This is a genomic window from Enterobacter sp. WCHEn090032 (genome assembly GCF_003986875.1).
Lineage (GTDB): Bacteria > Pseudomonadota > Gammaproteobacteria > Enterobacterales > Enterobacteriaceae > Enterobacter > Enterobacter sichuanensis.
On the sequence record NZ_RXRN01000005.1, the window covers coordinates 69163 to 94742 of the forward strand.

23 protein-coding genes are annotated in these 25580 nt (G+C 55.1%); 17 read left to right on the forward strand and 6 right to left on the reverse strand.

Translation table 11 applies throughout. The features are described from left to right. Positions 1 to 31: 31 nt before the first annotated feature. Positions 32 to 1687 (reverse strand): HTH-type transcriptional regulator SgrR, encoded by a 1656-nt coding sequence (sgrR, locus tag EKN83_RS05780; RefSeq protein WP_095449630.1) that lies wholly within the window; start codon positions 1685 to 1687, stop codon positions 32 to 34. Between the two features lie 88 nt (positions 1688 to 1775). On the opposite strand from sgrR, the gene sgrT reads away from it, so the two are divergent. The 3 genes from sgrT (at position 1776) to EKN83_RS05795 (ending at position 3596) form a co-directional block, all read left to right on the forward strand. Next, positions 1776 to 1928, forward strand: coding sequence for a glucose uptake inhibitor SgrT (gene sgrT / locus EKN83_RS05785; RefSeq protein ID WP_052685734.1), 153 nt, complete (start codon positions 1776 to 1778; stop codon positions 1926 to 1928). A gap of 120 nt (positions 1929 to 2048) precedes the next feature. Beyond that, a complete protein-coding gene (locus EKN83_RS05790) occupies positions 2049 to 3227 on the forward strand; it encodes a sugar efflux transporter (RefSeq protein WP_126800497.1) in 1179 nt (392 codons plus the stop codon). A 216-nt stretch (positions 3228 to 3443) separates the two neighbouring features. Further along, positions 3444 to 3596 carry a Hok/Gef family protein gene (locus EKN83_RS05795; RefSeq protein ID WP_010427008.1) on the forward strand — a complete coding sequence of 51 codons (153 nt, stop codon included), beginning with the start codon at positions 3444 to 3446 and terminating at the stop codon, positions 3594 to 3596. Positions 3597 to 3688: 92 nt separating this feature from the next. Here the strand turns inward: EKN83_RS05795 and leuD are convergent, their stop codons facing one another. The 5 genes from leuD to leuL all read right to left on the reverse strand — a co-directional run bounded on the left by leuD (position 3689) and on the right by leuL (position 8547). Then, complete coding sequence (leuD, locus tag EKN83_RS05800; RefSeq protein ID WP_025758004.1) at positions 3689 to 4294, reverse strand: 3-isopropylmalate dehydratase small subunit; 606 nt, start codon at positions 4292 to 4294, stop codon at positions 3689 to 3691. A gap of 10 nt (positions 4295 to 4304) precedes the next feature. After that, positions 4305 to 5705: a 3-isopropylmalate dehydratase large subunit gene (gene leuC, locus EKN83_RS05805; protein WP_047957747.1), complete on the reverse strand. Its 1401-nt coding sequence runs from the start codon at positions 5703 to 5705 to the stop codon at positions 4305 to 4307. Between the two features lie 2 nt (positions 5706 to 5707). Then, positions 5708 to 6799 (reverse strand): 3-isopropylmalate dehydrogenase, encoded by a 1092-nt coding sequence (leuB, locus tag EKN83_RS05810; RefSeq protein ID WP_025758003.1) that lies wholly within the window; start codon positions 6797 to 6799, stop codon positions 5708 to 5710. Next, complete coding sequence (leuA, locus tag EKN83_RS05815; RefSeq protein WP_025758002.1) at positions 6799 to 8370, reverse strand: 2-isopropylmalate synthase; 1572 nt, start codon at positions 8368 to 8370, stop codon at positions 6799 to 6801. Before leuA ends, leuB begins: the two co-directional genes overlap by 1 nt. Positions 8371 to 8460: 90 nt before the next feature. After that, positions 8461 to 8547: a leu operon leader peptide gene (gene leuL, locus EKN83_RS23665; RefSeq protein ID WP_071530973.1), complete on the reverse strand. Its 87-nt coding sequence runs from the start codon at positions 8545 to 8547 to the stop codon at positions 8461 to 8463. A 563-nt stretch (positions 8548 to 9110) separates the two neighbouring features. Here leuL and leuO point away from each other — a divergent pair. From leuO to murG, 14 genes are all read left to right on the forward strand, one after another. After that, positions 9111 to 10097, forward strand: a complete 987-nt coding sequence (leuO, locus tag EKN83_RS05825) for a transcriptional regulator LeuO (protein ID WP_261775527.1) — start codon at positions 9111 to 9113, stop codon at positions 10095 to 10097. 381 nt (positions 10098 to 10478) lie between these two features. Then, on the forward strand, positions 10479 to 12203 hold the full coding sequence (gene ilvI / locus EKN83_RS05830; RefSeq protein ID WP_025756746.1) for an acetolactate synthase 3 large subunit: 1725 nt from the start codon (positions 10479 to 10481) through the stop codon (positions 12201 to 12203). Between the two features lies 1 nt (position 12204). Further along, positions 12205 to 12696 (forward strand): acetolactate synthase small subunit, encoded by a 492-nt coding sequence (ilvN, locus tag EKN83_RS05835; RefSeq protein ID WP_014882536.1) that lies wholly within the window; start codon positions 12205 to 12207, stop codon positions 12694 to 12696. Positions 12697 to 12875: 179 nt separating this feature from the next. Further along, positions 12876 to 13883 (forward strand): catabolite repressor/activator, encoded by a 1008-nt coding sequence (gene cra / locus EKN83_RS05840; protein WP_014168621.1) that lies wholly within the window; start codon positions 12876 to 12878, stop codon positions 13881 to 13883. Positions 13884 to 14482: 599 nt separating this feature from the next. Beyond that, positions 14483 to 14941, forward strand: a complete 459-nt coding sequence (gene mraZ / locus EKN83_RS05845; protein WP_021240528.1) for a division/cell wall cluster transcriptional repressor MraZ — start codon at positions 14483 to 14485, stop codon at positions 14939 to 14941. A 2-nt stretch (positions 14942 to 14943) separates the two neighbouring features. Next, entirely contained in the window at positions 14944 to 15885 is a 942-nt protein-coding gene (gene rsmH / locus EKN83_RS05850) for a 16S rRNA (cytosine(1402)-N(4))-methyltransferase RsmH (RefSeq protein ID WP_023310390.1), read from the forward strand. Then, positions 15882 to 16247: a cell division protein FtsL gene (ftsL, locus tag EKN83_RS05855; RefSeq protein ID WP_025756747.1), complete on the forward strand. Its 366-nt coding sequence runs from the start codon at positions 15882 to 15884 to the stop codon at positions 16245 to 16247. Before rsmH ends, ftsL begins: the two co-directional genes overlap by 4 nt. A 15-nt stretch (positions 16248 to 16262) precedes the next feature. Further along, the gene (locus EKN83_RS05860; protein WP_047957749.1) at positions 16263 to 18029 is read left to right on the forward strand and encodes a peptidoglycan glycosyltransferase FtsI; all 1767 of its coding nucleotides are present in this window, start codon (positions 16263 to 16265) and stop codon (positions 18027 to 18029) included. Beyond that, entirely contained in the window at positions 18016 to 19503 is a 1488-nt protein-coding gene (gene murE / locus EKN83_RS05865; RefSeq protein WP_025756749.1) for a UDP-N-acetylmuramoyl-L-alanyl-D-glutamate--2,6-diaminopimelate ligase, read from the forward strand. Before EKN83_RS05860 ends, murE begins: the two co-directional genes overlap by 14 nt. Beyond that, complete coding sequence (gene murF, locus EKN83_RS05870; RefSeq protein WP_126800498.1) at positions 19500 to 20858, forward strand: UDP-N-acetylmuramoyl-tripeptide--D-alanyl-D-alanine ligase; 1359 nt, start codon at positions 19500 to 19502, stop codon at positions 20856 to 20858. The genes murE and murF overlap by 4 nt, the downstream gene beginning before the upstream one ends. Continuing rightward, positions 20852 to 21934 carry a phospho-N-acetylmuramoyl-pentapeptide-transferase gene (gene mraY / locus EKN83_RS05875; RefSeq protein WP_008501985.1) on the forward strand — a complete coding sequence of 361 codons (1083 nt, stop codon included), beginning with the start codon at positions 20852 to 20854 and terminating at the stop codon, positions 21932 to 21934. Before murF ends, mraY begins: the two co-directional genes overlap by 7 nt. Before the next feature lie 2 nt (positions 21935 to 21936). Continuing rightward, a complete protein-coding gene (gene murD, locus EKN83_RS05880) occupies positions 21937 to 23253 on the forward strand; it encodes a UDP-N-acetylmuramoyl-L-alanine--D-glutamate ligase (protein WP_045284795.1) in 1317 nt (438 codons plus the stop codon). Continuing rightward, positions 23253 to 24497, forward strand: a complete 1245-nt coding sequence (gene ftsW / locus EKN83_RS05885; RefSeq protein WP_025756752.1) for a cell division protein FtsW — start codon at positions 23253 to 23255, stop codon at positions 24495 to 24497. The genes murD and ftsW overlap by 1 nt, the downstream gene beginning before the upstream one ends. Then, positions 24494 to 25558 (forward strand): undecaprenyldiphospho-muramoylpentapeptide beta-N-acetylglucosaminyltransferase, encoded by a 1065-nt coding sequence (gene murG, locus EKN83_RS05890; RefSeq protein WP_025756753.1) that lies wholly within the window; start codon positions 24494 to 24496, stop codon positions 25556 to 25558. Before ftsW ends, murG begins: the two co-directional genes overlap by 4 nt. Positions 25559 to 25580: the final 22 nt, after the last annotated feature.

Consider the following 25580-nt stretch of genomic DNA (forward strand, 5'->3'; position numbering starts at 1 on the left):
TTGTAATGATTTGGTGAATATTACGAAAGCGTTATGGTTCCGGCGGGGCAAACCAGGCCGATTTGAAATCGAACCAGCCCAGAGTATTCATCCGCAGGCCTCGCATACTGCGTTGTCCCTGGATCATCAGCCAGTGGTGGATCAAGGGAACGATCGCCTGTTCAGCCAGTAGCTGCTGGCACCATACGGCAAGATTCATCTCGCCCGCACGCCACCGGGCGGCATCCTGTTGCCAGTCACGATCGATGCAGTGCTGGATCAGCGGGACTTCATAAAGGTGCGAGAATAATGAAAAATCGAGCGGCAGGGTGAAGTTGGCGCTGTTCAGCCAGATATCACTGGTTATCTCCCCCTGGTGCCATTCGTGATAATCCACTTCCCTGATCTCCAGCCTGACGCCTTCCGCTGCCAGCAGTCTGGTCATGATCCTGGCGATAAAACGATGCTCCACATGCTCGCGGTAGTAGGTCAGTGAGATGGACTCCAGCCCAGCAGGTTTGTCGGCGTGCGCCGGGCGGGCATGGTGCCAGCGCGGTAGCAGGCCGTACGCCGGGAACCAGTAGGTCTGATACTGCTCTTCCGCATGGTAGATCAGGTTGGAAGGGGACAGTATATGGCTGATCCACTTACGGACGGCCGGGTTGGCCCCGCGGTGGGTGCGGCTGTCGAACAGCAGATAGTAGCATCCCTCCTCCAGGCGACTCTCCACGGCCTTTTCTCCCGTGGTTGGACCTTCCAGCGTCAGGCCGGCGCTCAGCTCTTCATTCAGATCCGGTAATACCCACACATTCACTTCGTCGATCAGTGCCCGATAGCCAAAGTAGTCATCAAACGCGCGGATTTTCAGCTGGTTGTTATTATTGCGGGAGACGGCGTAGGGCCCGGTACCTATCGGCAGGCTGGCAAAATTGTTCATCGATTCCCACTCGCCGGGCAAAATCATTGACGGCACATAGCCCAGCAGCCAGGGAAGCCACTGGTCCTGCTGTGAAAGCTCAATATCCAGCGTCCATGCCGTTGGCGAGTGGACGCGCGAAATATGCGAGTAGAGCGGCAGCGTGCGGGCGCGTTCCAGAGAGGTGATGACGTCGTGCATTTCCAGCTCGCGGCCATGATGAAAGTGGATGCCGGGGCGTAAAAAAAAGCGCCAGTGAAGCGGGGAAAGTTGCTGCCAGTGGTGAGCGATATCTGCTTCCAGTTCCCCATTTTCCTCATTTATCCGCGTCAGGCCGCTGAAGATTTGTCGGGCCATATGGGTTTCTGAGCGGCGTAAGGCCGTGCCGGGCAACAGGTTTTTCATCGGGCGATAGTAGAGGACCCGCAGGATGTGACGGCCCTGGCGGAAACTGCGTCCGAGATGGGAAACCAGCATCTGGCGCACCGCGGCTTTATCGCCCACCAGCTGCACCAGCTGGTCAATTCGGTCCTGCTCCAGCAGGTCTTCGGCGCGCTGCTGCTGCAACGCCAGCCCGGTATAGAGGAAGGTCAGGCGCGATCGTTTGCCGCGTCCAGCCTCCGCTTCCCAGCTTAACCAGCCCTGCTGCTGCATGGTATTGAGCAGCGTGCGCATATGGCGGCGGGAGCAGCTCAGCAGGTCGGCCAGCTCGTTCAGCGTGGTCTCCTGCGATTGCCCCTCGCAGCACTGCCAGAGGCGGATAAATTGTTGTTGCAGTCGACCAGAAGGCATAAAAGGGGAACTCCTGACAAAAAATCAGCAATTTATTAATCCCTATATTAAGCCAATAATCCTTACCGATGAAGTGAGGAGGTAAATTATGAAGAGGTCTACCGCACGTCAGTTTTATCAGCACTATTTTTCAGCGACAAAAGGAACGTCCTGGCTGGCCCGCCAGTGTGCAGAGCAACGGCTGAAAATACTGGAAGAGCTGATGCAGTGGGATGTTACGAAACCGACCTCTTCTCGCTAACTCGCCTCGATCATGTGTGACTGAGTATTGGTGCTTATCACCCGCCAGCAAAATGTTTTTGCTGGCTTTTTTCGTTTATTCTTTCACCCGGTTTTGATCCGCTTTCACAAGGACTTGCGCATGCTCTGGTTGATGACGATGGGGCGACGCCTGAATGGCGTCTATGCCGCTTTTATGCTGGTGGCCTTTATGATGGGCGTGGCGGGGGCGCTGCAGGCACCGACGCTGAGCCTCTTTCTCAGCCGCGAGGTGGGCGCGCAGCCGTTTTGGGTGGGGCTGTTTTATACCGTCAACGCCGTTGCCGGGATCCTGGTCAGTCTCGCGCTGGCGAAACGTTCGGACAGCCAGGGCGATCGTCGTAAGCTGATCCTCTTTTGCTGCGCCATGGCCGTGGGTAACGCGCTGCTCTTTGCTTTCAATCGGCACTACCTGACGCTCATTACCTGTGGCGTGCTGCTGGCCTCGCTGGCGAACACCGCCATGCCGCAGCTGTTCGCCCTGGCCCGGGAATATGCCGATAACTCGGCGCGGGAAGTGGTGATGTTCAGCTCAGTGATGCGTGCGCAGCTCTCGCTGGCGTGGGTCATTGGCCCGCCGCTGGCCTTTATGCTGGCACTGAACTATGGCTTTACCGCCATGTTCTCTATCGCCGCAGGGATTTTTGCCATCAGTCTGCTCCTGATCGCCTTTGCCCTGCCGTCCGTGGCCCGCGTTGAACAGACGACGGATAAACCCATCACCGAGGTGAGCGGCTGGCAGGACAAAAACGTCCGGATGCTGTTTATTGCCTCCACGCTGATGTGGACCTGCAACACCATGTACATCATCGATATGCCGCTGTGGATCAGCAGCGATCTGGGCTTGCCGGACAAGCTCGCCGGGATCTTAATGGGGACCGCGGCCGGGCTGGAAATTCCGGCAATGATTCTGGCGGGTTACTACGTCAAGCGTTTCGGAAAGCGTCGGATGATGATCGTGGCGGTGGCGGCTGGGGTACTGTTTTACGCGGGACTGATCCTTTTTCATTCGCGCGAAGCGTTACTGGCGCTGCAGCTGTTCAACGCTGTGTTTATTGGCATTGTCGCCGGTATTGGCATGCTCTGGTTCCAGGACTTAATGCCTGGCCGCGCGGGCTCGGCAACGACGCTTTTTACCAACAGTATTTCGACCGGGGTGATCCTGGCGGGCGTGATTCAGGGGGCGCTGGCGCAAAGTTACGGACATGCCTCGGTGTACTGGATGATGGCGGCGATTTCGGTGGTTACGCTTGGGCTGACCTGCCGGGTCAAAGACGTTTGATTCTGGAAGACGGCTTCACGAAATGGAACGACTTTCTGACAGGTACGAAGAAGGGGAATAGAGTGCGTGGCGGGTGCTTGAGGCTGTTTGCCTCAGGCTTTCGCAAGAGGCAAACAGTGGAGAGTCCCACATCAATAAACTGATGGGGAGACCAACTTCACAACCAACATTGCGAGGTTAGTCTCTTCATTGCCGAAAAGCAATAAGGAGGCTGGAATGCCAAAACGTACTCTGCTGTTAGGTTTGTTTCTGATCTGTACGACGCTGTTGATCTTCACCTGGATGGTGCGCGACTCGCTGTGCGAGTTGCACTTCAGACAGGAGAAAACGGAGCTGGCGGCAGTGTTGGCTTACGAAGCAAAACGTTAGCGGTATTGGCGGGGGACGTTGCCCCGCCTCGCCAGAGCGGTTGAGCCTCAACGCACCCTTATCAATGGCCCGCTATTTGCGGGCCATTGCCTTTAGCCCATAAACGCTGGCTGTTTTTTCTCGTAGGCTGAAATGGCATCTTCGTGCTGCAGGGTCAGACCAATACTGTCCAGACCGTTCAGCATGCAGTGACGACGGAACGCATCGATGCTAAAGCGGTAGGTTTTATCGCCCGCTTTAACCACTTCTGCTTCCAGATCCACCTCAAACGACATCCCCGGATTCGCCTTAACCTGCGCGAACAGTTCATCGACCTGTTCGTCGCTCAGCGTGACCGGCAGCAGCTGGTTGTTAAAGCTGTTGCCGTAAAAGATGTCCGCGAAGCTTGGGGCGATAACCACTTTAAAACCGTAGTCGGTCAGTGCCCAGGGCGCGTGCTCACGGGATGAGCCGCAGCCGAAGTTTTCCCGCGCCAGCAAAATGGAGGCCCCTTTGTATTCCGGGAAATTCAGAACGAACTCGGGATTCGGCACTTCGCCTTTGTCGTCCAGGAAACGCCAGTCATTAAACAGGTGGGCACCAAAACCGGTACGCGTTACTTTCTGCAGAAACTGTTTCGGAATGATCGCGTCAGTATCGACGTTAGCGGCGTCCAGGGGGACAACCCGGCCGGTATGTTGGGTAAATTTCTCTGCCATGATTGTCTCCTTATTTCAGGCTGCGAATATCGGCGAAATGGCCGGTGACTGCCGCAGCGGCGGCCATTGCCGGGCTGACCAGGTGGGTACGCCCACCGCGGCCCTGACGGCCTTCAAAGTTACGGTTACTGGTGGAAGCGCAACGCTCGCCCGGATTCAGGCGGTCATTGTTCATCGCCAGACACATGGAGCAGCCAGGCAGGCGCCACTCGAAACCTGCCTCGATGAAGATCTTATCCAGACCTTCGGCTTCCGCCTGAGCTTTCACCGGACCGGAGCCTGGAACGACCAGCGCCTGCACGCCCGGCGCCACTTTGCGGCCTTTGGCAATCTCTGCAGCCGCCCGTAAATCTTCAATACGGGAGTTGGTGCAGGAACCGATAAATACCTTATCAATGGCCACGTCGGTTAACGGTACACCGGGCTTCAGGCCCATATAGGCCAGCGCTTTTTCCGCACTGGCACGCTCCACCGGATCGGTAAAGGACGCCGGGTCAGGAATCGTGTCGTTAACGGAAATCACCTGGCCCGGGTTGGTGCCCCAGGTCACCTGAGGTGCAATCTCTTCTGCCTGCAGCGTGACGACGGTATCAAAGGTTGCGCCGTCGTCGGTTTTCAGGGTTTTCCAGTACGCCACCGCGTCGTCAAAATCCTGACCTTTCGGCGCGTGCAGACGCCCCTTCACATAGTTAAAGGTCGTTTCATCTGGCGCGACCAGACCGGCTTTGGCACCCATCTCAATGGCCATGTTGCAGAGGGTCATACGCCCCTCCATGCTCAGCGCCTGGATAGCCTCGCCGCAGAATTCCACCACGTGGCCGGTACCGCCCGCGCTGCCGGTTTTACCGATGATCGCCAGCACGATATCTTTTGCAGTAATACCCGGCGCAGCTTTACCCTTCACTTCAATCTTCATGGTTTTGGCGCGGCCCTGCTTCAGGGTCTGTGTTGCCAGCACGTGTTCAACCTCAGAGGTACCAATCCCGAACGCCAGGGCGCCAAACGCACCGTGGGTCGCGGTATGGGAGTCACCGCAGACGATGGTCATGCCCGGCAGGGTAATCCCCTGTTCAGGTCCCATCACGTGAACGATGCCCTGATAAGGGTGGTTCAGATCGTAAAGCTCAACGCCAAACTCGTTACAGTTCTTAATCAGCTCCTGCATCTGGATACGTGCCATCTCACCCGAGGCATTAATGTCTTTGGTCTGGGTGGAAACGTTGTGATCCATCGTGGCGAAGGTTTTTCCCGGCTGACGTACCGGACGCTTGTGCGCACGCAGGCCGTCAAATGCCTGAGGAGAGGTCACCTCGTGTACCAAATGTCGGTCGATATACAGCAGCGGGGTTTCGTTTGGTGCCTCGTAAACAACGTGCGCATCAAACAATTTTTCATATAAGGTTTTGGCCATGATTACACCCCTTGCGCGACATAGCGGGCAATAATGTCGCCCATTTCATCAGTACTGACTGCCGCCGTGCCGCGTGCTAAATCACCGGTACGGACGCCTTCTTCTAACGCCCGGTTAATGGCGTTTTCAATTGCGGTTGCCGCATCGCCTGCATCCAGGCTGTAGCGCAGCAGCAGGGCCAGAGAGAGGATCTGCGCAATCGGGTTCGCGATGTTTTTGCCCGCGATATCCGGGGCGGAACCGCCTGCCGGCTCGTACAGGCCAAACCCTTCTTCGTTCAGGCTTGCGGATGGCAGCATGCCCATCGAGCCGGTGATCATTGCGCACTCGTCCGAAAGAATGTCCCCGAACAGGTTGGAGCACAGCAGGACATCAAACTGCGAAGGATCCTTGATCAACTGCATGGTCGCGTTGTCGATGTACATGTGCGACAGCTCAACGTCCGGGTACTGCTTAGCGACTTCACTGACGATCTCGCGCCATAAAATGGAAGACTGCAGCACGTTCGCTTTATCAATAGAGGTCACTTTATGACGGCGCTTGCGCGCAGACTCAAACGCGATATGAGCGATACGTTCAATTTCGAAACGGTGATACACCTCGGTATCGAACGCTTTTTCATGCTGGCCGCTGCCTTCACGTCCTTTGGGCTGACCGAAATAGATCCCGCCGGTCAGTTCACGCACGCACAGAATATCGAACCCATTTGCGGCGATGTCCGCGCGCAGCGGGCAGAACTCTTCCAGCCCCTGATACAGCTTCGCCGGACGCAGGTTGCTGAACAGCTTAAAATGCTTACGCAGCGGCAGCAGCGCACCACGCTCGGGCTGCTCTGCGGGCGGCAGGTGTTCCCATTTGGGGCCACCGACGGAACCAAACAACACGGCATCGGCATTTTCGCAGCCTTCAACGGTGGCTTTCGGCAATGGCGTGCCGTGGTTATCAATCGCAATACCGCCCACATCGTAGTGGCTGGTGGTGATTTTCATCGCAAAACGCGCGCGAACGGCTTCCAGTACTTTCAGCGCCTGTGCCATCACTTCCGGGCCAATACCGTCACCCGGCAACACAGCAATATGGTAATTCTTCGACATTACACGGTTTCCTTGTTGTTCTCTTTATTCTGAGCTTTGCGTTGCAACTCTTTCTCGACTTCGGCGGCGCGCCAGATGTTGTTCAGGACATGCACCATCGCTTTGGCGGAAGATTCCACGATGTCGGTCGCCAGACCTACGCCGTGGAAGCGACGGCCGTTGTAATTGACGACGATATCCACCTGCCCCAGCGCATCTTTGCCGTGGCCTTTGGCCGTCAGGTCATATTTCACCAGCTCAACGTCATATTCGGTGACGCGGTTAATCGCCTGGTAGATGGCATCGACAGGGCCGTTACCGTTAGCCGCTTCTGCTTTAATCTCATCCCCGCAGGCCAGTTTGATGGACGCCGTGGCGATGTCGCTGGAGCCGGACTGGACGCTGAAGTAATCCAGACGGAAGTGCTCCGGCTCTTCCTGCTGCTTGTTAATAAAGGCCAGCGCTTCCAGGTCATAGTCGAACACCTGACCTTTTTTGTCGGCCAGTTTCAGGAACGCGTCGTACAGCTGATCCATGTTGTAATCGCTGTCCTTATAGCCCATCTCTTCCATACGGTGTTTCACCGCCGCACGCCCGGAACGCGAGGTCAGGTTCAACTGCACCTGATTCAGACCGATAGATTCCGGGGTCATGATTTCGTAGTTTTCGCGGTTTTTCAGCACGCCATCCTGGTGAATACCGGAGGAGTGCGCGAAGGCGCCAGTTCCGACAATGGCTTTGTTGGCCGGAATTGGCATGTTGCAAATCTGGCTGACGGTCTGGCTGGTGCGCCAGATTTCGTTGTGATTAATGCGGGTGTGCACGTTCATGATGTCTTTGCGCACTTTGATCGCCATGATCACTTCTTCCAGCGAGCAGTTACCTGCGCGCTCACCGATGCCGTTCATCGCCCCTTCAACCTGACGTGCGCCAGCATGTACCGCGGCGATGGCGTTACCGACGGCCAGGCCTAAATCGTCATGGGTATGAACGGAGATAATGGCTTTATCAATATTCGGTACGCGCTCATACAGACCGGTAATGATGCTGGAGAATTCAAATGGCATGGTGTAGCCGACGGTGTCCGGGATATTGATGGTTTTTGCGCCCGCGTTGATGGCCGCTTCCACCACGCGCGCCAGGTCTTCAATTGGCGTACGGCCTGCATCTTCACAGGAGAATTCAACGTCATCGGTATAGTTGCGTGCGCGCTTAACCATATACACGGCACGTTCAATTACCTCATCCAGCGTGCTGCGCAATTTGGTCGCGATATGCATTGGCGAGGTCGCAATAAAGGTATGGATACGGAACGCTTCGGCGACTTTCAGCGACTCGGCTGCGACGTCGATGTCTTTCTCTACACAGCGTGCCAGGCCACAGACGCGGCTGTTTTTGATGGTGCGGGCGATGGTCTGTACGGATTCGAAATCACCCGGAGACGAGACAGGGAAACCGACCTCCATCACGTCGACACCCATACGTTCGAGAGCCAGCGCGATCTGCAGTTTCTCTTTAACACTCAGGCTTGCCTGTAATGCCTGTTCACCGTCACGTAAAGTGGTATCGAAAATAATGACTTGCTGGCTCATGGGTTAGGTCCTTGTCAGTCTTAGGGCGCCTTGCTACGAGCATAAAAAAACCCGCGCAATGGCGCGGGTTTTAGTCTTACTGGTGACGATTCAACGCTGAATTTCGCCCGCCAGTCTACCGCGCACAGTGGATGCGTTTAGTAGTAGTAGACCGGTGAAACGAATGGTGCGAATCATGAATCGTGCTCCGTTAAATTCAATATGCTTTTAGTGGTACTGGATACGCCCGTTCATGTCAACCCCTGAGGATAAAAACGGCGCTGACAGCCAATACGTGCAGTCTGTTTGCTTTAGCTAATTGTGCTGGTTTTGTGTTTTTTGACCTGTTTAATTGTCTATTTTTGGACTTAAAAAAAGGTTGCAGAATTAAATAAAAATAATTTGTTTAAACCGGAAAGGTGCCGTTGTTAAGTGTGTTGCAGGCGTAAAGGGTTTTAATATCATTAAGTTATAAGTTCGATGAATCAATTCAGGCCTTTCGGTAAAAGAGTGTGAATAACAGCCTGTTAACGTAATGAGGTGCAGCGGTAATAACAGTTTAATAATACTTAAGTCATCATTAACTCTCGGGGAATTGTATATTTGTTTGGTTTATGGTTTCATCTCAATCCTAAAGTTAAACATATCATTTACGCCTTTTATTGCCGTTCTTTTAGTGTCTTTATATATTCCGAATTTTAAACAATTCTCTTTCGCTGGTCATATTTGCATGATAAATCATATTTTTCGAGATTATTACAATGCGTTGGCAAAGGGAGTGTAGCGTGACAGTGGAGTCTGAAGTGCCAGAAAATAATATTAAACAAGCTCAAGCTGCTGATGGGATTAAACCGCAGTTACGTACCGTGGACCTGAATCTGTTGACGGTGTTTGATGCTGTCATGCAGGAACAGAATATCACCCGCGCGGCACAAACGTTGGGGATGTCACAGCCTGCGGTCAGTAATGCCGTCGCCAGGCTCAAGGTTATGTTTAACGATGAACTGTTCGTCCGCTATGGCAGGGGGATTCAGCCCACGGCGCGTGCATTCCAGCTATTCGGCTCAATCCGCCAGGCGCTGCAGCTGGTACAAAATGAGCTGCCGGGCTCGGGTTTTGAACCCTTAAGCAGCGAACGCGTTTTTCATCTTTGTGTCTGTAGCCCATTAGATAATTATTTAACGTCGATAATATATAATAAGGTGGAAGAGATCGCGCCGAATATCAATTTGGTCTTTAAATCCTCTCTTAATCAAAACACCGAACATCAGCTACGTTATCAGGAGATCGAATTTGTCCTGGGATATGAAGAGTTCCGCCGGCCTGAATTTTCCTGCGTACCGCTGTTTAAAGATGAAATGGTGTTGGTCGCCAGTAAAAAACATCCGCGCCTGACTTCTCCGCTACGAGAAAGTGATGTTTATAACGAGCAGCACGCCGTTGTTGCTCTCGACAGGTACGCTTCTTTTAGCCTGCCGTGGTATGACACGGCGGATAAACAGGCGTGTGTAGCCTATCAGGGCATGGCGATGGTCAGCGTATTAAATGTGGTCTCCCAGACACACCTGGTGGCCATTGCGCCACGCTGGCTGGCAGAAGAGTTTTCTGAGCCCTTAAATCTGCAAATTTTGCCACTGCCGCTTAAGCTTAATAGCCGAACCTGCTATCTCTCCTGGCATGAAGCGGCGGGGCGGGATAAAGGTCATCAGTGGATGGAAGAGTTACTTGTTAGCATTTGTCGCCGGTAAACGCATCAGGATAAATCGCATCAGGTTATGTGGTTTATCCTGTGTTTATTAAGCGTAGTGATATTTTATTCTGTTGTGCTTTTTCTCGGGCGGCTGTCTGGTTCGCAAAAATAGATGATTTCCTGCATTGTCGCGCTTTTCAGCGATGATTCGTCATCCCATCCTCCATTCTCAGATGAATTAACCATATCTTCCGTTAACGGCTGCTTTTTCTGCTTCTGGCACCGATTGTCTCCCCGGGTTTGCTAATTGCCTGCCACAAAACGAGCGGTTAAGGTAAAGAACACTCTGCAAAAATATAAGATTGGTTTATCCCAATCATAAGACGGTGCGGAAATGATTTCGGCAGTCCGTCTGTAACACAATGCCTGGAGGCAAAGCATGGAGATGTTGTCTGGCGCGGAAATGGTCGTCCGGTCGCTGATCGACCAGGGCGTGAAGCAAGTGTTCGGCTACCCTGGCGGCGCGGTCCTTGATATTTATGATGCGCTGCATACGGTTGGGGGCATTGACCATGTTCTGGTACGTCACGAGCAGGCGGCGGTCCACATGGCTGACGGCCTGGCGCGTGCGACGGGTGAAGTGGGCGTGGTCTTAGTCACGTCCGGTCCCGGCGCGACAAACGCCATTACCGGCATTGCAACGGCGTATATGGACTCTATTCCGCTGGTGATCCTCTCCGGGCAGGTGGCAACCTCACTGATTGGCTACGATGCGTTTCAGGAGTGCGACATGGTCGGGATTTCGCGTCCCGTAGTGAAGCACAGCTTCCTGGTCAAGCAAACCGAAGACATTCCAGGCGTACTGAAAAAAGCCTTCTGGCTGGCGGCAAGCGGGCGTCCGGGGCCGGTCGTAGTCGATCTGCCTAAAGATATCCTGAACCCGGCCAACAAACTGCCTTACGTCTGGCCGGAATCGGTGAGCATGCGTTCCTACAACCCAACCACGCAAGGCCATAAAGGTCAAATTAAGCGCGCGTTGCAAACGCTTCTGGCAGCTAAAAAACCGGTTGTCTATGTTGGTGGCGGCGCGATCAATGCTGCCTGCGAAGTCCAGCTGCGTGAACTCATTGAAAAGCTTAACCTTCCTGTTGCATCGTCGCTGATGGGGCTGGGGGCATTTCCCGCCACCCACCGTCAGGCACTGGGTATGCTGGGCATGCACGGCACCTATGAAGCCAACATGACGATGCACCATTCTGATGTGATCTTTGCCGTAGGCGTGCGCTTTGACGATCGCACGACCAACAATCTGGCGAAGTATTGTCCGAACGCGACCGTCCTGCACATTGATATCGATCCGACGTCAATCTCAAAAACGGTGTCGGCTGACGTGCCGATCGTCGGGGATGCCCGACAGGTCCTGGAACAAATGCTGGAGCTGCTGGGGCAGGAGAGTGCTACCCAGCCGCTGGATGAGATCCGCGACTGGTGGCAGCAGATTGAACAGTGGCGTGCGCGTCAGTGTCTGAAATATGACACGCACAGTGAAAACATTAAGCCGCAGGCGGTTATCGAAGCGGTGTGGCGGCTGACCAAAGGTGAAGCATATGTGACCTCCGATGTAGGACAACACCAGATGTTTGCCGCCCTGTATTATCCATTTGATAAACCGCGACACTGGATCAACTCGGGTGGTTTAGGAACGATGGGATTTGGTCTGCCCGCCGCGCTGGGCGTTAAGCTGGCGCTGCCGAATGAAACCGTCGTCTGCGTGACCGGAGATGGCAGTATCCAGATGAACATTCAGGAGCTGTCGACTGCGCTGCAATATGAACTGCCGGTTCTCGTGCTGAACCTGAATAACGGCTACCTCGGCATGGTGAAGCAGTGGCAAGATATGATCTATTCTGGCCGTCATTCACAGTCATACATGAAATCGCTACCGGATTTTGTTCGTCTTGCTGAAGCATACGGCCATGTTGGCATGCGTGTGACTGAGCCGGCTGAGCTGGAAACGAAGCTCGCAGAAGCGCTTGAACACGTTAAAAACAACCGCCTCGTCTTTATGGATGTCATTGTTGATGGCACCGAGCACGTTTATCCGATGCATATTCGTGGTGGGGGTATGGATGAAATGTGGTTAAGCAAAACGGAGAGAACCTGATATGCGCCGGATATTGTCTGTTTTACTGGAAAACGAGTCTGGCGCCCTGTCGCGCGTCATTGGGCTTTTTGCACAGCGCGGCTATAACATTGAAAGCCTGACTGTCGCCCCGACGGATGACCCAACGCTGTCGCGTATGACGATCCAGACCGTCGGCGACGCGAAAGTCCTTGAGCAAATTGAAAAACAGCTGCATAAACTGGTCGACGTACTGCGCGTGAGCGAGCTGGGGCAGGGGGCCTACGTTGAACGTGAGGTCATGCTGGTGAAAATTCAGGCCAGTGGCTACGGGCGTGAAGAAGTCAAACGCAATGCGGATATTTTCCGCGGACAGATTATCGACGTCACGCCTTCTCTTTATACGGTGCAGTTGGTGGGGACGAGCGACAAGCTGGATGCTTTCCTGGCATCCGTGCGGGATGTAGCCAAAATTGTTGAGGTGGCGAGATCGGGTGTAGTGGGTCTGTCACGCGGCGAGAAAATCATGCGTTAGTTGTCAAAAAGGTTCGCCTCTTTCTGCCCGGTCACCAAAGCCGGGCTTTTTTTTGCGTAATCAGCCGACAACGCAGATAAAAGCGGTTGCCGCGAAGGCTTTTCTGCGTTTAGATGTTAAAAGATTTAACCATAACCTTGACAGGGCCATGGACTCTTTTCTTTTTTTAAGGGGCAATTGTGAAACTGGATGAAATCGCCCGGCTAGCCGGCGTGTCACGAACAACGGCCAGCTATGTGATTAACGGTAAAGCAAAACAGTACCGTGTCAGCGATAAGACCGTTGAAAAAGTTATGGCGGTGGTTCGTGAACATAACTACCATCCGAATGCTGTCGCAGCCGGCCTGCGCGCCGGGCGCACCCGCTCTATTGGTCTGGTGATCCCGGACCTGGAAAACACCAGCTATACCCGTATCGCCAACTACCTTGAGCGCCAGGCGCGCCAGCGCGGCTATCAACTGCTGATTGCCTGCTCGGAAGATCAGCCCGATAACGAGATGCGCTGTATTGAGCATCTGCTCCAGCGTCAGGTCGATGCCATTATCGTGTCGACTTCCTTACCCCCAGAGCATCCGTTCTACCAGCGCTGGGCGAACGACCCGTTCCCGATCGTCGCGCTGGATCGCGCCCTGGACCGCGAGCATTTCACGAGCGTAGTGGGTGCCGATCAGGATGATGCAGAAATGCTGGCCGCTGAGCTAAGAACGTTCCCGGCGGAAACCGTGCTTTATCTTGGCGCGCTGCCTGAGCTTTCTGTGAGTTTTTTGCGTGAGCAGGGTTTCAGAACCGCCTGGAAAGACGATCCGCGCGAGGTGCATTACCTCTATGCCAACAGCTACGAACGTGAAGCCGCTGCGCAGTTGTTCGAGAAATGGCTGGAGACGCACCCGATGCCTCAGGCGTTGTTCACTACCTCTTTTGCACTTCTGCAAGGGGTAATGGATGTGACCTTACGGCGTGAAGGCAAGCTCCCCTCCGACCTGGCCATTGCCACTTTCGGCGATAACGAGCTGCTGGACTTTCTCCAGTGCCCGGTGCTGGCGGTAGCACAGCGTCATCGTGATGTGGCTGAACGCGTGCTTGAGATTGTGCTGGCGAGTCTGGATGAGCCTCGTAAACCGAAGCCAGGCCTGACGCGTATCAAACGTAATCTCTACCATCGCGGAATTTTAAGCCGTCATAAATGAAATGTTCGGGGCGGAGAAATCTGCCCCATTTTGTTGTGATAATTCGGGAAGATAATTCCCGGAGAGAAATTAGGATAATTCTTGAGGGATCATAATCTGCTATTTTTCTTAATTCATTCTGACGCTTAAATTGTCCTTTTAAGAACGACTGAGCCTTTTTAATCGGCTATTTTTGTATTACTTTGTTACAAACCCTCTTCGGTCGATGAATATTCAGACGTTTTTTCTCTTCCTTTGACAGCTGACCTGCTAACCGCCGCGTTTACCGTGTGTCCTGGTGAATCTGGCACTGTTATCCCCTGAGAATCTGTCATAAAATGCTGCCCGCGTCGCAAACTGACACTTTATATTTATCTGCGATGATATTGAGTGAGCTTTAACGCTAGTGTGCATATTCGGTTTTTTTCTTACAAATATTCATAACGTTAATTTTGCCTCGCCAGTTGTGCAGTTATTAACCAGGAGTGTTTATCTCTGTAAATAGAGGGCTTTCGGGTCCTTACAGGGAGAGTCCTGGCTTGACAAGCTTTTCCCTCGCTCCGTAAACTCCTTTAGGTGGGAATTTGTGGGTTAAAGTGGTGAGGAGGGGTGAGACTGGCATGTTCCGTGGAGCAACGTTAGTCAATCTCGACAGCAAAGGGCGTTTATCGGTACCAACCCGATACCGCGACCAGCTGATTGAGAACGCTGCGGGTCAAATGGTTTGCACCATTGACATTAACTCCCCCTGCCTGCTGCTTTACCCCCTGCCTGAATGGGAAATTATTGAGCAAAAGCTGTCGCGACTGTCGAGCATGAACCCGCAGGAACGCCGCGTGCAGCGGTTGTTATTGGGACATGCCAGTGAATGTCAGATGGATAACGCAGGGCGATTATTGATTGCGCCTGTATTACGGCAACATGCCGGTCTGACCAAAGAAGTGATGCTGGTCGGGCAGTTCAACAAATTTGAACTGTGGGATGAAACGACCTGGTATCAACAGGTCAAGGAAGATATCGACGCTGAGCAGTCTGATTCCGCGACATTATCGGAACGGCTGCAGGACTTGTCTCTATAAATATGATGGAAAATTATAAACATAAAACGGTGTTACTGGACGAGGCTGTTAACGGCCTGAATATTCGTCCGGATGGCATCTACATTGATGGCACTTTTGGTCGCGGTGGCCACTCGCGTTTGATCCTCTCCCAGCTGGGTGAGGAAGGACGTCTGCTGGCAATCGATCGCGATCCGCAGGCGATTGCCGTTGCACAGACCATCAATGATCCACGTTTTTCCATCGTGCATGGACCTTTCTCTGCGCTTGCGGAATACGTTGCTGAGCGCGGCCTGACGGGCAAGATCGACGGAATTCTTCTCGATCTTGGCGTCTCTTCACCTCAGCTTGATGATGCTGAACGCGGCTTCTCTTTTATGCGTGATGGTCCGCTGGACATGCGCATGGATCCGACCCGTGGTCAGTCTGCCGCTGAGTGGTTACAGACCGCTGACGAAGCGGATATTGCATGGGTCATCAAAACCTTTGGCGAAGAGCGCTTTGGCAAACGTATTGCGCGCGCCATTGTTGAGCGCAACCGCATTGAGCCAATGACTCGCACCAAAGAGCTGGCCGAAGTGATCGCGGCGGCGACGCCGGTGAAGGACAAACACAAACATCCCGCGACCCGTACCTTCCAGGCGGTTCGCATCTGGGTAAACAGTGAACTGGAGGAAATAGAGCTGGCGCTAAAAAGCTCGCTCGACGTGCTGGCCCCGGGTGGGCGGTTATCCATCATCAGCTTCCATTCGCTGGAAGACCGTATTGTGAAACGCTTTATGCGTGAACAAAGTCGCGGTCCACAGGTGCCAGCGGGGCTGCCGATGACGGAAGAACAACTCAGGAAGCTGGGTGGCCGTCAGTTGCGAGCACTAGGCAAGTTGATGCCGGGCGAAGAAGAGGTGGCAGAGAATCCACGTGCCCGTAGTTCAGTGCTGCGTGTCGCAGAGAGGACGAACGCATGATCGGCAGAGTGACAGAGACCCTCAGCAAAGTTAAGGATTCGTTAGGAAGCAACGAGCGCCATGCCTTGCCTGGCGTGATCGGCGACGATCTTTTGCGGTTCGGGAAACTGCCACTCTGCCTGTTCATTTGCATCATTGTTACGGCAGTTACGGTGGTGACCACCGCTCACCATACACGTTTATTGACTGCGCAACGCGAGCAGTTGGTACTGGAACGCGATGCGCTGGATATTGAATGGCGAAATCTGATCCTTGAAGAAAACGCGCTCGGCGATCACAGCCGGGTTGAACGGATCGCAACGGAAAAGCTGCAACTGCAGCATGTTGATCCTTCCCAGGAAAATATCGTAGTACAAAAATAAGGGAAAACGCGACGCATGAGAGCAGCGGCAAAAACGCTAAAACCAAAACGTCAGGAAGAACAGGCCAACTTTATCAGTTGGCGTTTTGCGTTGCTTTGCGGCTGCATTTTACTGGCGCTGGGTTTCCTGCTGGGTCGCGTGGCCTGGTTACAAATCGTCGCGCCTGACATGCTGGTACGCCAGGGGGACATGCGTTCCCTCCGTGTCCAGGAAGTCGCCACTTCCCGCGGGATGATCACCGACCGTTCTGGCCGTCCTCTGGCGGTGAGCGTGCCGGTGAAGGCGATCTGGGCCGATCCGAAAGAGCTGCACGACGCGGGGGGGATCACGCTCGACAATCGCTGGAAAGCGCTGTCTGATGCGCTGAAAATGCCGCTCGATCAGCTGGCTTCCCGCGTTAATGCCAACCCGAAAGGGCGTTTTATCTATCTGGCGCGTCAGGTTAACCCTGACATGGCAGACTACATCCGCAAACTCAAGTTGCCGGGTATTCATCTGCGTGAAGAGTCACGCCGTTACTACCCGTCCGGCGAAGTAACCGCTCACCTCATTGGCTTTACCAACGTCGACAGCCAGGGGATTGAGGGCGTTGAAAAAAGCTTCGATAAGTGGCTCACCGGCCAGCCTGGTGAGCGAATCGTGCGTAAAGACCGCTATGGGCGCGTTATCGAAGATATCTCGTCTACGGACAGCCAGGCGGCACACAACCTGGCCCTGAGTATTGACGAACGTCTGCAGGCGCTGGTCTACCGCGAGCTGAACAACGCTGTGGCATTCAACAAGGCGGAGTCAGGCAGCGCCGTGCTGGTGGATGTCAGCACCGGTGAAGTACTGGCGATGGCCAACAGCCCGTCCTACAACCCGAACAATTTTACCGGTACCGCCAAAGATGCGATGCGTAACCGGGCCATTACCGACGTGTTCGAACCCGGCTCCACGGTAAAACCGATGGTCGTGATGACGGCGCTGCAACGCGGTATCGTCAATGAAAACACGGTTCTGAACACGATCCCATACCGTATCAACGGCCACGAGATTAAAGACGTGGCGCGCTACAGCGAATTGACCCTGACCGGGGTGTTACAGAAGTCGAGTAACGTCGGTGTTTCAAAGCTGGCGTTAGCGATGCCGTCCTCAGCGTTAGTAGAGACTTACTCACGTTTTGGACTTGGAAAGGCGACCAATTTGGGGTTGGTCGGAGAACGCAGTGGCTTATATCCTCAAAAACAACGGTGGTCTGACATAGAGAGGGCCACCTTCTCTTTCGGCTACGGGCTAATGGTAACCCCGTTACAGTTAGCGCGAGTCTACGCAACGATTGGCAGCTACGGCGTCTATCGCCCGCTGTCGATTACCAAAGTTGATCCACCGGTTCCGGGCGAGCGTATCTTCCCGGAATCTATCGTTCGCACTGTCGTGCATATGATGGAAAGCGTGGCGCTGCCTGGCGGTGGTGGCGTGAAGGCGGCGATTAAAGGCTATCGCATCGCCATCAAAACCGGTACAGCGAAAAAAGTGGGGCCAGACGGCCGCTACATCAACAAATACATTGCCTATACCGCAGGCGTTGCGCCTGCAAGCAATCCGCGTTTTGCGCTGGTGGTCGTGATAAACGATCCACAGGCGGGTAAATACTACGGCGGCGCCGTCTCTGCGCCTGTGTTTGGCGCCATCATGGGCGGCGTATTGCGCACCATGAACGTTGAACCGGATGCGCTGGCGACGGGCGAAAAAAGTGAATTTGTAATTAATCAAGGCGAGGGTACAGGTGGCAGATCGTAATTTGCGCGACCTTCTCGCTCCGTGGGTGCCAAATGCACCGGAGCGAGCACTGCGAGAGATGGTACTGGACAGCCGCGTAGCGGCTTCTGGCGATCTTTTTGTGGCGGTGGTCGGTCATCAGGCGGACGGGCGTCGTTATATCCCGCAGGCGATTGCGCAAGGTGTTGCTGCCATTATTGCTGAGGCCAAAGATGAGGCAACTGACGGCGAGATCCGTGAAATGCACGGTGTGCCGGTTATCTATCTCAGCCAGTTAAACGAGCGTCTTTCCGCGCTGGCGGGGCGTTTCTATCATGAGCCTTCTGACCAGCTGCGTCTGGTGGGCGTGACCGGGACAAACGGAAAAACCACCACCACGCAATTGATGGCGCAGTGGGCCCAGTTACTGGGTGAGACCGGCGCAGTCATGGGCACTGTCGGTAACGGCCTGCTGGGCAAAGTCATCCCGACAGAAAATACCACCGGCTCCGCGGTTGACGTACAGCATGTCCTTGCCGGTCTGGCAGAGCAGGGGGCCACCTTTGCGGCGATGGAAGTCTCTTCGCACGGTCTGGTGCAGCATCGCGTAGCGGCACTGAAGTTTGCCGCCTCGGTGTTCACAAACCTGAGCCGCGATCATCTTGATTATCATGGTGATATGGAGCATTACGAAGCCGCAAAATGGCTGCTTTACTCCACGCACCATTACGGACAAGCCATCATCAACGCCGACGACGACGTCGGTCGCCGCTGGCTGGCAGCGCTGCCGGACGCGGTTGCGGTGTCGATGGAAGATCATATTAATCCGAACTGCCATGGTCGCTGGCTGAAAGCGGTTGAGGTTCACTATCACGACAGCGGGGCGACGATCCGCTTTGCCTCCTCCTGGGGGGAAGGTGAAATTGAAAGCCGTCTGATGGGGGCGTTTAACGTCAGCAACCTGCTGCTGGCGCTGGCGACGCTGCTGGCGCTGGGTTATCCGATGGCTGAACTGCTTAAAACTGCCGCGCGTTTGCAACCGGTTTGTGGCCGTATGGAAGTGTTTAGTGCCCCTGGCAAGCCTACCGTCGTGGTGGATTATGCCCACACGCCGGATGCGCTGGAAAAAGCGCTGGAAGCGGCGCGTCTGCACTGCACCGGTAAACTCTGGTGCGTGTTTGGCTGCGGCGGCGATCGCGATAAAGGCAAACGTCCGCTGATGGGGGCTATTGCGGAACAGTTCGCGGATATTCCGGTTGTCACCGATGACAACCCGCGTACGGAAGAGCCGCGCGCCATCATCAATGACATTCTGGCGGGCATGCTGGACGCGGGCCGTGCTCGCGTCGTGGAAGGCCGTGCGGAAGCCGTGACGAACACCATCATGCAGGCTCAGGAGAACGATGTTGTTCTGCTGGCGGGTAAAGGTCATGAAGACTATCAGATTGTCGGCAACCGCCGTCTGGACTACTCGGACCGCGTAACGGCAGCACGTCTGCTGGGAGTCGTGGCATGATTAGCCTTTCATTAAGCCAGGCGGCTCAAATCCTGCAGGGCGACCTGTATGGTCAGGATCGCACCATTGATGCTGTGACGACGGACACCCGCAAAGTCACCGCCGGCTGTCTGTTTGTGGCCCTGAAAGGGGAGCGTTTTGATGCGCACGATTTTGCGGATAACGCCAAAGAAAATGGCGCCGGTGCGCTGCTGGTTAGCCGCAAGCTGGATAGCGATCTGCCACAGATTGTGGTGAAAGATACGCGTCTCGCGTTCGGTGAACTGGCTGCCTGGGTTCGTCAGCAGGTGCCGACGCGCGTCGTCGCCCTGACCGGGTCATCCGGCAAAACGTCCGTGAAAGAAATGACGGCGGCAATCCTGAGTCAGTGCGGCAATACGCTTTACACCGCGGGCAACCTCAATAATGACATCGGCGTGCCGATGACATTACTTCGCCTGACCAAAGAGCATGAATTTGCCGTGATCGAGTTAGGAGCTAACCACCAGGGGGAAATCGCCTGGACCGTGAGCCTGACTCGCCCGGAAGCCGCGCTGGTTAATAACCTGGCGGCTGCGCATCTGGAAGGCTTTGGTTCACTGGAAGGTGTGGCGAAAGCGAAAGGTGAGATCTACACCGGTCTGCCGGCAAACGGCATTGCCATTATGAATGCCGATAACAATGACTGGCTGAACTGGCAGAGCATCATTGGCTCGCGTAAAACCTGGCGCTTCTCGCCAAATGCGGCCAACAGTGATTTTACCGCGACCAATATTCATGTGACGTCGCAGGGTACGGAATTCACGCTCATGACCCCAACAGGGGGCGTGGATGTGCTGTTGCCGCTTCCGGGCCGCCATAACATTGCCAATGCCCTTGCGGCAGCGGCGTTGTCGACCGCGGTGGGCGCATCACATGAGGCAATTAAAAACGGGCTGGCAAACTTAAAAGCCGTCCCGGGACGCCTGTTCCCCGTCCAGCTTGCGGAAAACAAACTGCTGCTGGATGACTCCTACAACGCGAACGTTGGCTCCATGACGGCGGCGGTGCAGGTGTTATCGGAGATGCCGGGCTACCGCATCATGGTGGTCGGTGATATGGCAGAGCTGGGCGACGAAAGCGAAGCCTGTCATACCCAGGTAGGGGAAGCGGCGAAAGCGGCAGGGCTGGACTGCGTCCTGAGCGCAGGAAAACTGAGCCAGGCGATTAGCCAGGCCAGCGGCGTTGGTGAACATTTTGCCGATAAAGCCGCGTTGATTGAGCGCCTTAAGGCATTAATTACAGAAAAACAAATTGTGACAGTGTTAGTGAAAGGTTCACGTAGTGCCGCCATGGAAGAGGTTGTGCACGCATTACAGGAGAACGGGACATGTTAGTTTGGCTGGCCGAACATTTGGTCAAATATTATTCAGGCTTTAACGTCTTTTCCTATCTGACGTTTCGCGCCATCGTCAGCCTGCTGACTGCGCTGTTCATCTCATTGTGGATGGGCCCGCGCATGATTGCCCGTCTGCAAAAACTCTCTTTCGGTCAGGTTGTGCGTAACGACGGTCCGGAATCGCACTTCAGCAAGCGCGGTACGCCGACCATGGGTGGGATCATGATCCTGACCGCCATTGTCGTTTCCGTGCTGTTGTGGGCGTACCCGTCCAACCCGTATGTCTGGTGTGTGCTGACGGTACTGGTGGGGTATGGGATCATCGGTTTTGTTGATGATTATCGTAAAGTCGTTCGCAAAGATACCAAGGGGCTGATCGCGCGCTGGAAATATTTCTGGATGTCGGTGATTGCGCTGGGCGTGGCCTTCGCGCTGTATCTGGCAGGTAAAGACACGCCAGCGACCGAGCTGGTCGTGCCGTTCTTTAAAGACGTGATGCCACAGCTGGGGCTGTTTTATATCCTGCTGGCCTACTTCGTGATTGTGGGTACCGGTAACGCGGTGAACCTGACCGACGGTCTGGATGGCCTGGCCATTATGCCAACCGTCTTTGTAGCCGCCGGTTTTGCACTGGTGGCGTGGGCGACCGGTAACATGAACTTTGCGAACTACCTGCACATCCCTTATCTGCGTCACGCGGGTGAGCTGGTTATTGTCTGTACGGCGATTGTCGGCGCAGGGCTGGGCTTCCTGTGGTTCAACACCTATCCGGCGCAGGTCTTTATGGGTGACGTTGGTTCACTGGCATTGGGCGGCGCGCTTGGCATTATTGCTGTGCTGCTGCGTCAGGAATTCCTGCTGGTGATCATGGGTGGCGTGTTTGTGGTTGAGACCCTGTCGGTGATTTTACAGGTCGGCTCCTTCAAGCTGCGCGGACAGCGCATCTTCCGTATGGCGCCTATTCACCATCACTATGAACTGAAAGGCTGGCCGGAGCCGCGCGTCATTGTGCGCTTCTGGATTATTTCGCTGATGCTGGTGCTGATTGGCCTGGCAACGCTGAAGGTACGTTAATCATGGCAGATTACCAGGGCAAAAAGGTCGTTATCATCGGGTTAGGTCTCACGGGCCTGTCCTGCGTGGACTTTTTCCTTGCGCGTGGCGTGACGCCGCGCGTGATGGATACGCGTGTCTCTCCGCCGGGTCTGGAAAAACTGCCGGAACAGGTTGAACGCCACCTTGGTGGTCTGAATGATGACTGGCTGCTGGCAGCCGATCTGATTGTCGCAAGCCCGGGTATGGCGCTGGCACATCCTTCACTGAGCGCTGCCGCGGATGCTGGCGTTGAGATTATCGGCGATATCGAGCTGTTCTGCCGCGAAGCGCAGGCACCGGTTATCGCGATTACTGGTTCTAACGGGAAAAGCACCGTCACCACCCTGGTGGGTGAGATGGCGAAAGCGGCGGGCATGAACGTCGGAGTCGGCGGTAATATCGGCCTGCCGGCGCTGATGCTGCTGGACAAAGGCTGTGAGCTGTATGTCCTCGAGCTTTCAAGCTTCCAGCTGGAAACCACATCCAGCCTGCATGCTGCCGCTGCGACGATCCTCAACGTGACTGAAGATCATATGGACAGGTATCCATTTGGTCTGCAGCAGTACCGTGCCGCCAAGCTGCGCGTTTATGAGAATGCAAAGGTTTGCGTCGTTAATGCAGATGATGCGCTGACCATGCCGGTGCGCGGCGCGGATGAGCGCTGCATCAGTTTTGGCATCACCATGGGTGATTACCATCTGAACCGTCAGCTGGGCGAAACCTGGCTGCGTGTGAAAGGTGAGAAAGTGCTGAACGTGAAAGAGATGAAACTTTCTGGTCAGCATAACTATACCAATGCGCTGGCGGCGCTGGCGCTGGCGGACGCTGTCGGGCTGCCACGCTCCTCCAGCCTGAAAGCGTTGACCACGTTTTCCGGTCTGGCGCACCGTTTCCAGCTCGCGCTGGAGCATAACGGCGTGCGCTGGATTAACGACTCCAAAGCCACCAACGTGGGAAGCACCGAGGCCGCGCTGAACGGCCTGCACGTTGACGGTACTCTGCATTTACTGCTGGGCGGCGACGGCAAATCTGCCGATTTCTCCTCCCTGAAGCCGTATCTCTCAGGTGATAACATCCGCCTGTACTGCTTCGGCCGTGACGGCGGCGAGCTGGCTGAGCTGCGCCCTGAGATTGCCGAGCAGACCGAAACCATGGAACAGGCGATGCGGCTGATTGCCCCTCGCGTGAAGCCAGGCGATATGGTGCTGCTCTCTCCGGCGTGTGCCAGCCTCGATCAATTCAAGAATTTCGAACAGCGTGGTGATGTCTTTACCCGACTGGCGAAGGAGTTAGGCTGATGCGTTTATCTCTCCCTCGCCTGAAAATGCCGCGCCTGCCAGGATTTGGGATCCTGGTATGGCTGTTTGCGGCACTCAAAGGCTGGGTGATGGGCTCTCGTCAGAAAGATAACGACAGCCTGATCATGTACGATCGCACGCTGTTCTGGCTCACGCTGGGACTGGCGGCGGTCGGCTTTATCATGGTGACGTCTGCTTCCATGCCCGTCGGGCAGCGTCTGGCGAACGATCCTTTCCTCTTTGCCAAGCGTGATGGCCTGTACATCATCCTGGCGTTCTGCCTGGCGCTGGTCACCCTGCGTCTGCCGATGGAGTTCTGGCAGCGGCACAGTACGGCGATGCTGATCGCCTCGATTATTATGCTGCTGATTGTTCTGGTCGTCGGGAGCTCCGTTAACGGGGCATCCCGCTGGATTGCCTTTGGCCCGCTGCGTATTCAGCCTGCGGAATTTACCAAGCTTTCCCTGTTCTGCTACCTGGCGAACTACCTGGTGCGTAAAGTGGATGAAGTGCGTAACAACCTGCGCGGCTTCTTAAAACCGATGGGCGTGATTCTGGTGCTGGCGGTGTTACTGCTGGCGCAGCCTGACCTGGGTACGGTGGTCGTACTGTTTGTAACGACGCTGGCCATGCTGTTCCTGGCGGGCGCAAAACTGTGGCAGTTCATCGCTATCATCGGGATGGGGATATCAGCGGTTGTGCTGCTGATCCTCGCCGAGCCTTACCGTATTCGCCGTGTGACCTCGTTCTGGAACCCGTGGGAAGACCCGTTCGGCAGTGGTTACCAGCTGACGCAGTCGCTGATGGCCTTTGGGCGCGGTGAAGTCTGGGGACAGGGTCTGGGCAACTCGGTTCAAAAACTGGAGTATTTACCGGAAGCGCACACTGACTTCATCTTCTCCATTATTGCGGAAGAACTGGGTTATATCGGTGTGGTATTAGCGTTATTAATGGTATTCTTCGTCGCTTTCCGTGCCATGTCCATCGGCCGGAAAGCGCTGGAGATCGATCACCGCTTCTCAGGCTTCTTAGCCTGCTCAATTGGTATCTGGTTTAGTTTCCAGGCATTGGTTAACGTCGGGGCCGCAGCGGGCATGCTGCCGACCAAAGGTCTGACGTTGCCGTTGATCAGTTATGGTGGTTCCAGTCTGTTGATTATGTCGACGGCCATCATGCTGTTGTTGCGCATAGATTATGAAACGCGTCTGGAAAAAGCCCAGGCGTTTACACGAGGTTCACGATGAATCAACCGAAGCGGTTAATGGTGATGGCAGGCGGTACCGGCGGACACGTGTTCCCGGGGCTGGCGGTTGCGCACCATTTAATGGATCAGGGCTGGCAGGTACGCTGGCTGGGAACCGCAGACCGCATGGAAGCCGATCTGGTACCGAAGCACGGTATCGAGATCGACTTTATTCGTATTTCTGGCCTTCGAGGCAAAGGCCTCAAGGCAATGCTGCTGGCACCGGTGCGTATTTTTAACGCCTGGCGTCAGGCGCGCACCATCATGAAGCGCTTTAAGCCTGATGTGGTGCTGGGCATGGGCGGCTATGTCTCGGGTCCTGGCGGGCTGGCCGCGTGGTCGTTAGGTATTCCCGTCGTGCTGCATGAGCAGAACGGTATTGCCGGCCTGACCAACAAGTGGCTGGCGAAAATCGCCACCAAAGTGATGCAGGCGTTTCCCGGTGCGTTTCCGAAAGCAGACGTGGTGGGTAACCCGGTGCGTGTCGACGTGCTGGCGCTGCCGCTGCCGGATGCTCGCCTGGCGGGTCGTGAAGGGCCGGTTCGTGTGCTGGTCGTCGGCGGTTCGCAGGGGGCGCGCATTTTAAACCAGACGATGCCGCAGGTTGCCGCAAAGCTGGGCGATGCCGTTACCATCTGGCACCAAAGTGGAAAAGGCGCTCAGCAGACCGTTGAGCAGGCCTATGCCGAGGCAGGCCAGCCGCAGCATAACGTCACCGAGTTTATCGATGACATGGCCGCCGCTTATGCCTGGGCCGATGTCGTCGTTTGTCGCTCAGGTGCACTGACGGTGAGCGAGATTGCCGCCGCCGGGTTGCCGGCCCTGTTTGTGCCGTTCCAGCACAAAGACAGACAGCAGTACTGGAACGCATTGCCGCTCGAGAAGGCCGGCGCGGCGAAAATTTTTGAGCAGCCACAGTTTACCGCCGACGCGGTCGCCACCACCCTGGCGGGCTGGAACAGAGACGTATTACTGGAGATGGCAGAACGCGCGCGCGCGACCGCTATTCCTGATGCGACTGAACGGGTGGCAAAAGAAGTGAGCCTGGCATCCCAGGCTTAACCCTCGCAGCGCGTGAAGCGCG

Bases quoted from the DNA above. Each gene is read 5' to 3' on its own strand.
- sgrR (WP_095449630.1), bottom strand. From the start codon at position 1,687: ATGCCTTCTGGTCGACTGCAACAACAATTTATCCGCCTCTGGCAGTGC.
- murF (WP_126800498.1), top strand. From the start codon at position 19,500: ATGATTAGCCTTTCATTAAGCCAGGCGGCTCAAATCCTGCAGGGCGAC.
- leuL (WP_071530973.1), bottom strand. From the start codon at position 8,547: ATGATTCGCACCATTCGTTTCACCGGTCTACTACTACTAAACGCATCC.
- EKN83_RS05790 (WP_126800497.1), top strand. From the start codon at position 2,049: ATGCTCTGGTTGATGACGATGGGGCGACGCCTGAATGGCGTCTATGCC.
- leuO (WP_261775527.1), top strand. From the start codon at position 9,111: ATGCGTTGGCAAAGGGAGTGTAGCGTGACAGTGGAGTCTGAAGTGCCA.
- mraY (WP_008501985.1), top strand. From the start codon at position 20,852: ATGTTAGTTTGGCTGGCCGAACATTTGGTCAAATATTATTCAGGCTTT.
- leuD (WP_025758004.1), bottom strand. From the start codon at position 4,294: ATGGCAGAGAAATTTACCCAACATACCGGCCGGGTTGTCCCCCTGGAC.
- leuB (WP_025758003.1), bottom strand. From the start codon at position 6,799: ATGTCGAAGAATTACCATATTGCTGTGTTGCCGGGTGACGGTATTGGC.
- sgrT (WP_052685734.1), top strand. From the start codon at position 1,776: ATGAAGAGGTCTACCGCACGTCAGTTTTATCAGCACTATTTTTCAGCG.
- ilvN (WP_014882536.1), top strand. From the start codon at position 12,205: ATGCGCCGGATATTGTCTGTTTTACTGGAAAACGAGTCTGGCGCCCTG.
- mraZ (WP_021240528.1), top strand. From the start codon at position 14,483: ATGTTCCGTGGAGCAACGTTAGTCAATCTCGACAGCAAAGGGCGTTTA.
- leuA (WP_025758002.1), bottom strand. From the start codon at position 8,370: ATGAGCCAGCAAGTCATTATTTTCGATACCACTTTACGTGACGGTGAA.
- EKN83_RS05795 (WP_010427008.1), top strand. From the start codon at position 3,444: ATGCCAAAACGTACTCTGCTGTTAGGTTTGTTTCTGATCTGTACGACG.
- ftsL (WP_025756747.1), top strand. From the start codon at position 15,882: ATGATCGGCAGAGTGACAGAGACCCTCAGCAAAGTTAAGGATTCGTTA.
- ftsW (WP_025756752.1), top strand. From the start codon at position 23,253: ATGCGTTTATCTCTCCCTCGCCTGAAAATGCCGCGCCTGCCAGGATTT.
- rsmH (WP_023310390.1), top strand. From the start codon at position 14,944: ATGATGGAAAATTATAAACATAAAACGGTGTTACTGGACGAGGCTGTT.
- ilvI (WP_025756746.1), top strand. From the start codon at position 10,479: ATGGAGATGTTGTCTGGCGCGGAAATGGTCGTCCGGTCGCTGATCGAC.
- leuC (WP_047957747.1), bottom strand. From the start codon at position 5,705: ATGGCCAAAACCTTATATGAAAAATTGTTTGATGCGCACGTTGTTTAC.
- murD (WP_045284795.1), top strand. From the start codon at position 21,937: ATGGCAGATTACCAGGGCAAAAAGGTCGTTATCATCGGGTTAGGTCTC.
- murG (WP_025756753.1), top strand. From the start codon at position 24,494: ATGAATCAACCGAAGCGGTTAATGGTGATGGCAGGCGGTACCGGCGGA.
- EKN83_RS05860 (WP_047957749.1), top strand. From the start codon at position 16,263: ATGAGAGCAGCGGCAAAAACGCTAAAACCAAAACGTCAGGAAGAACAG.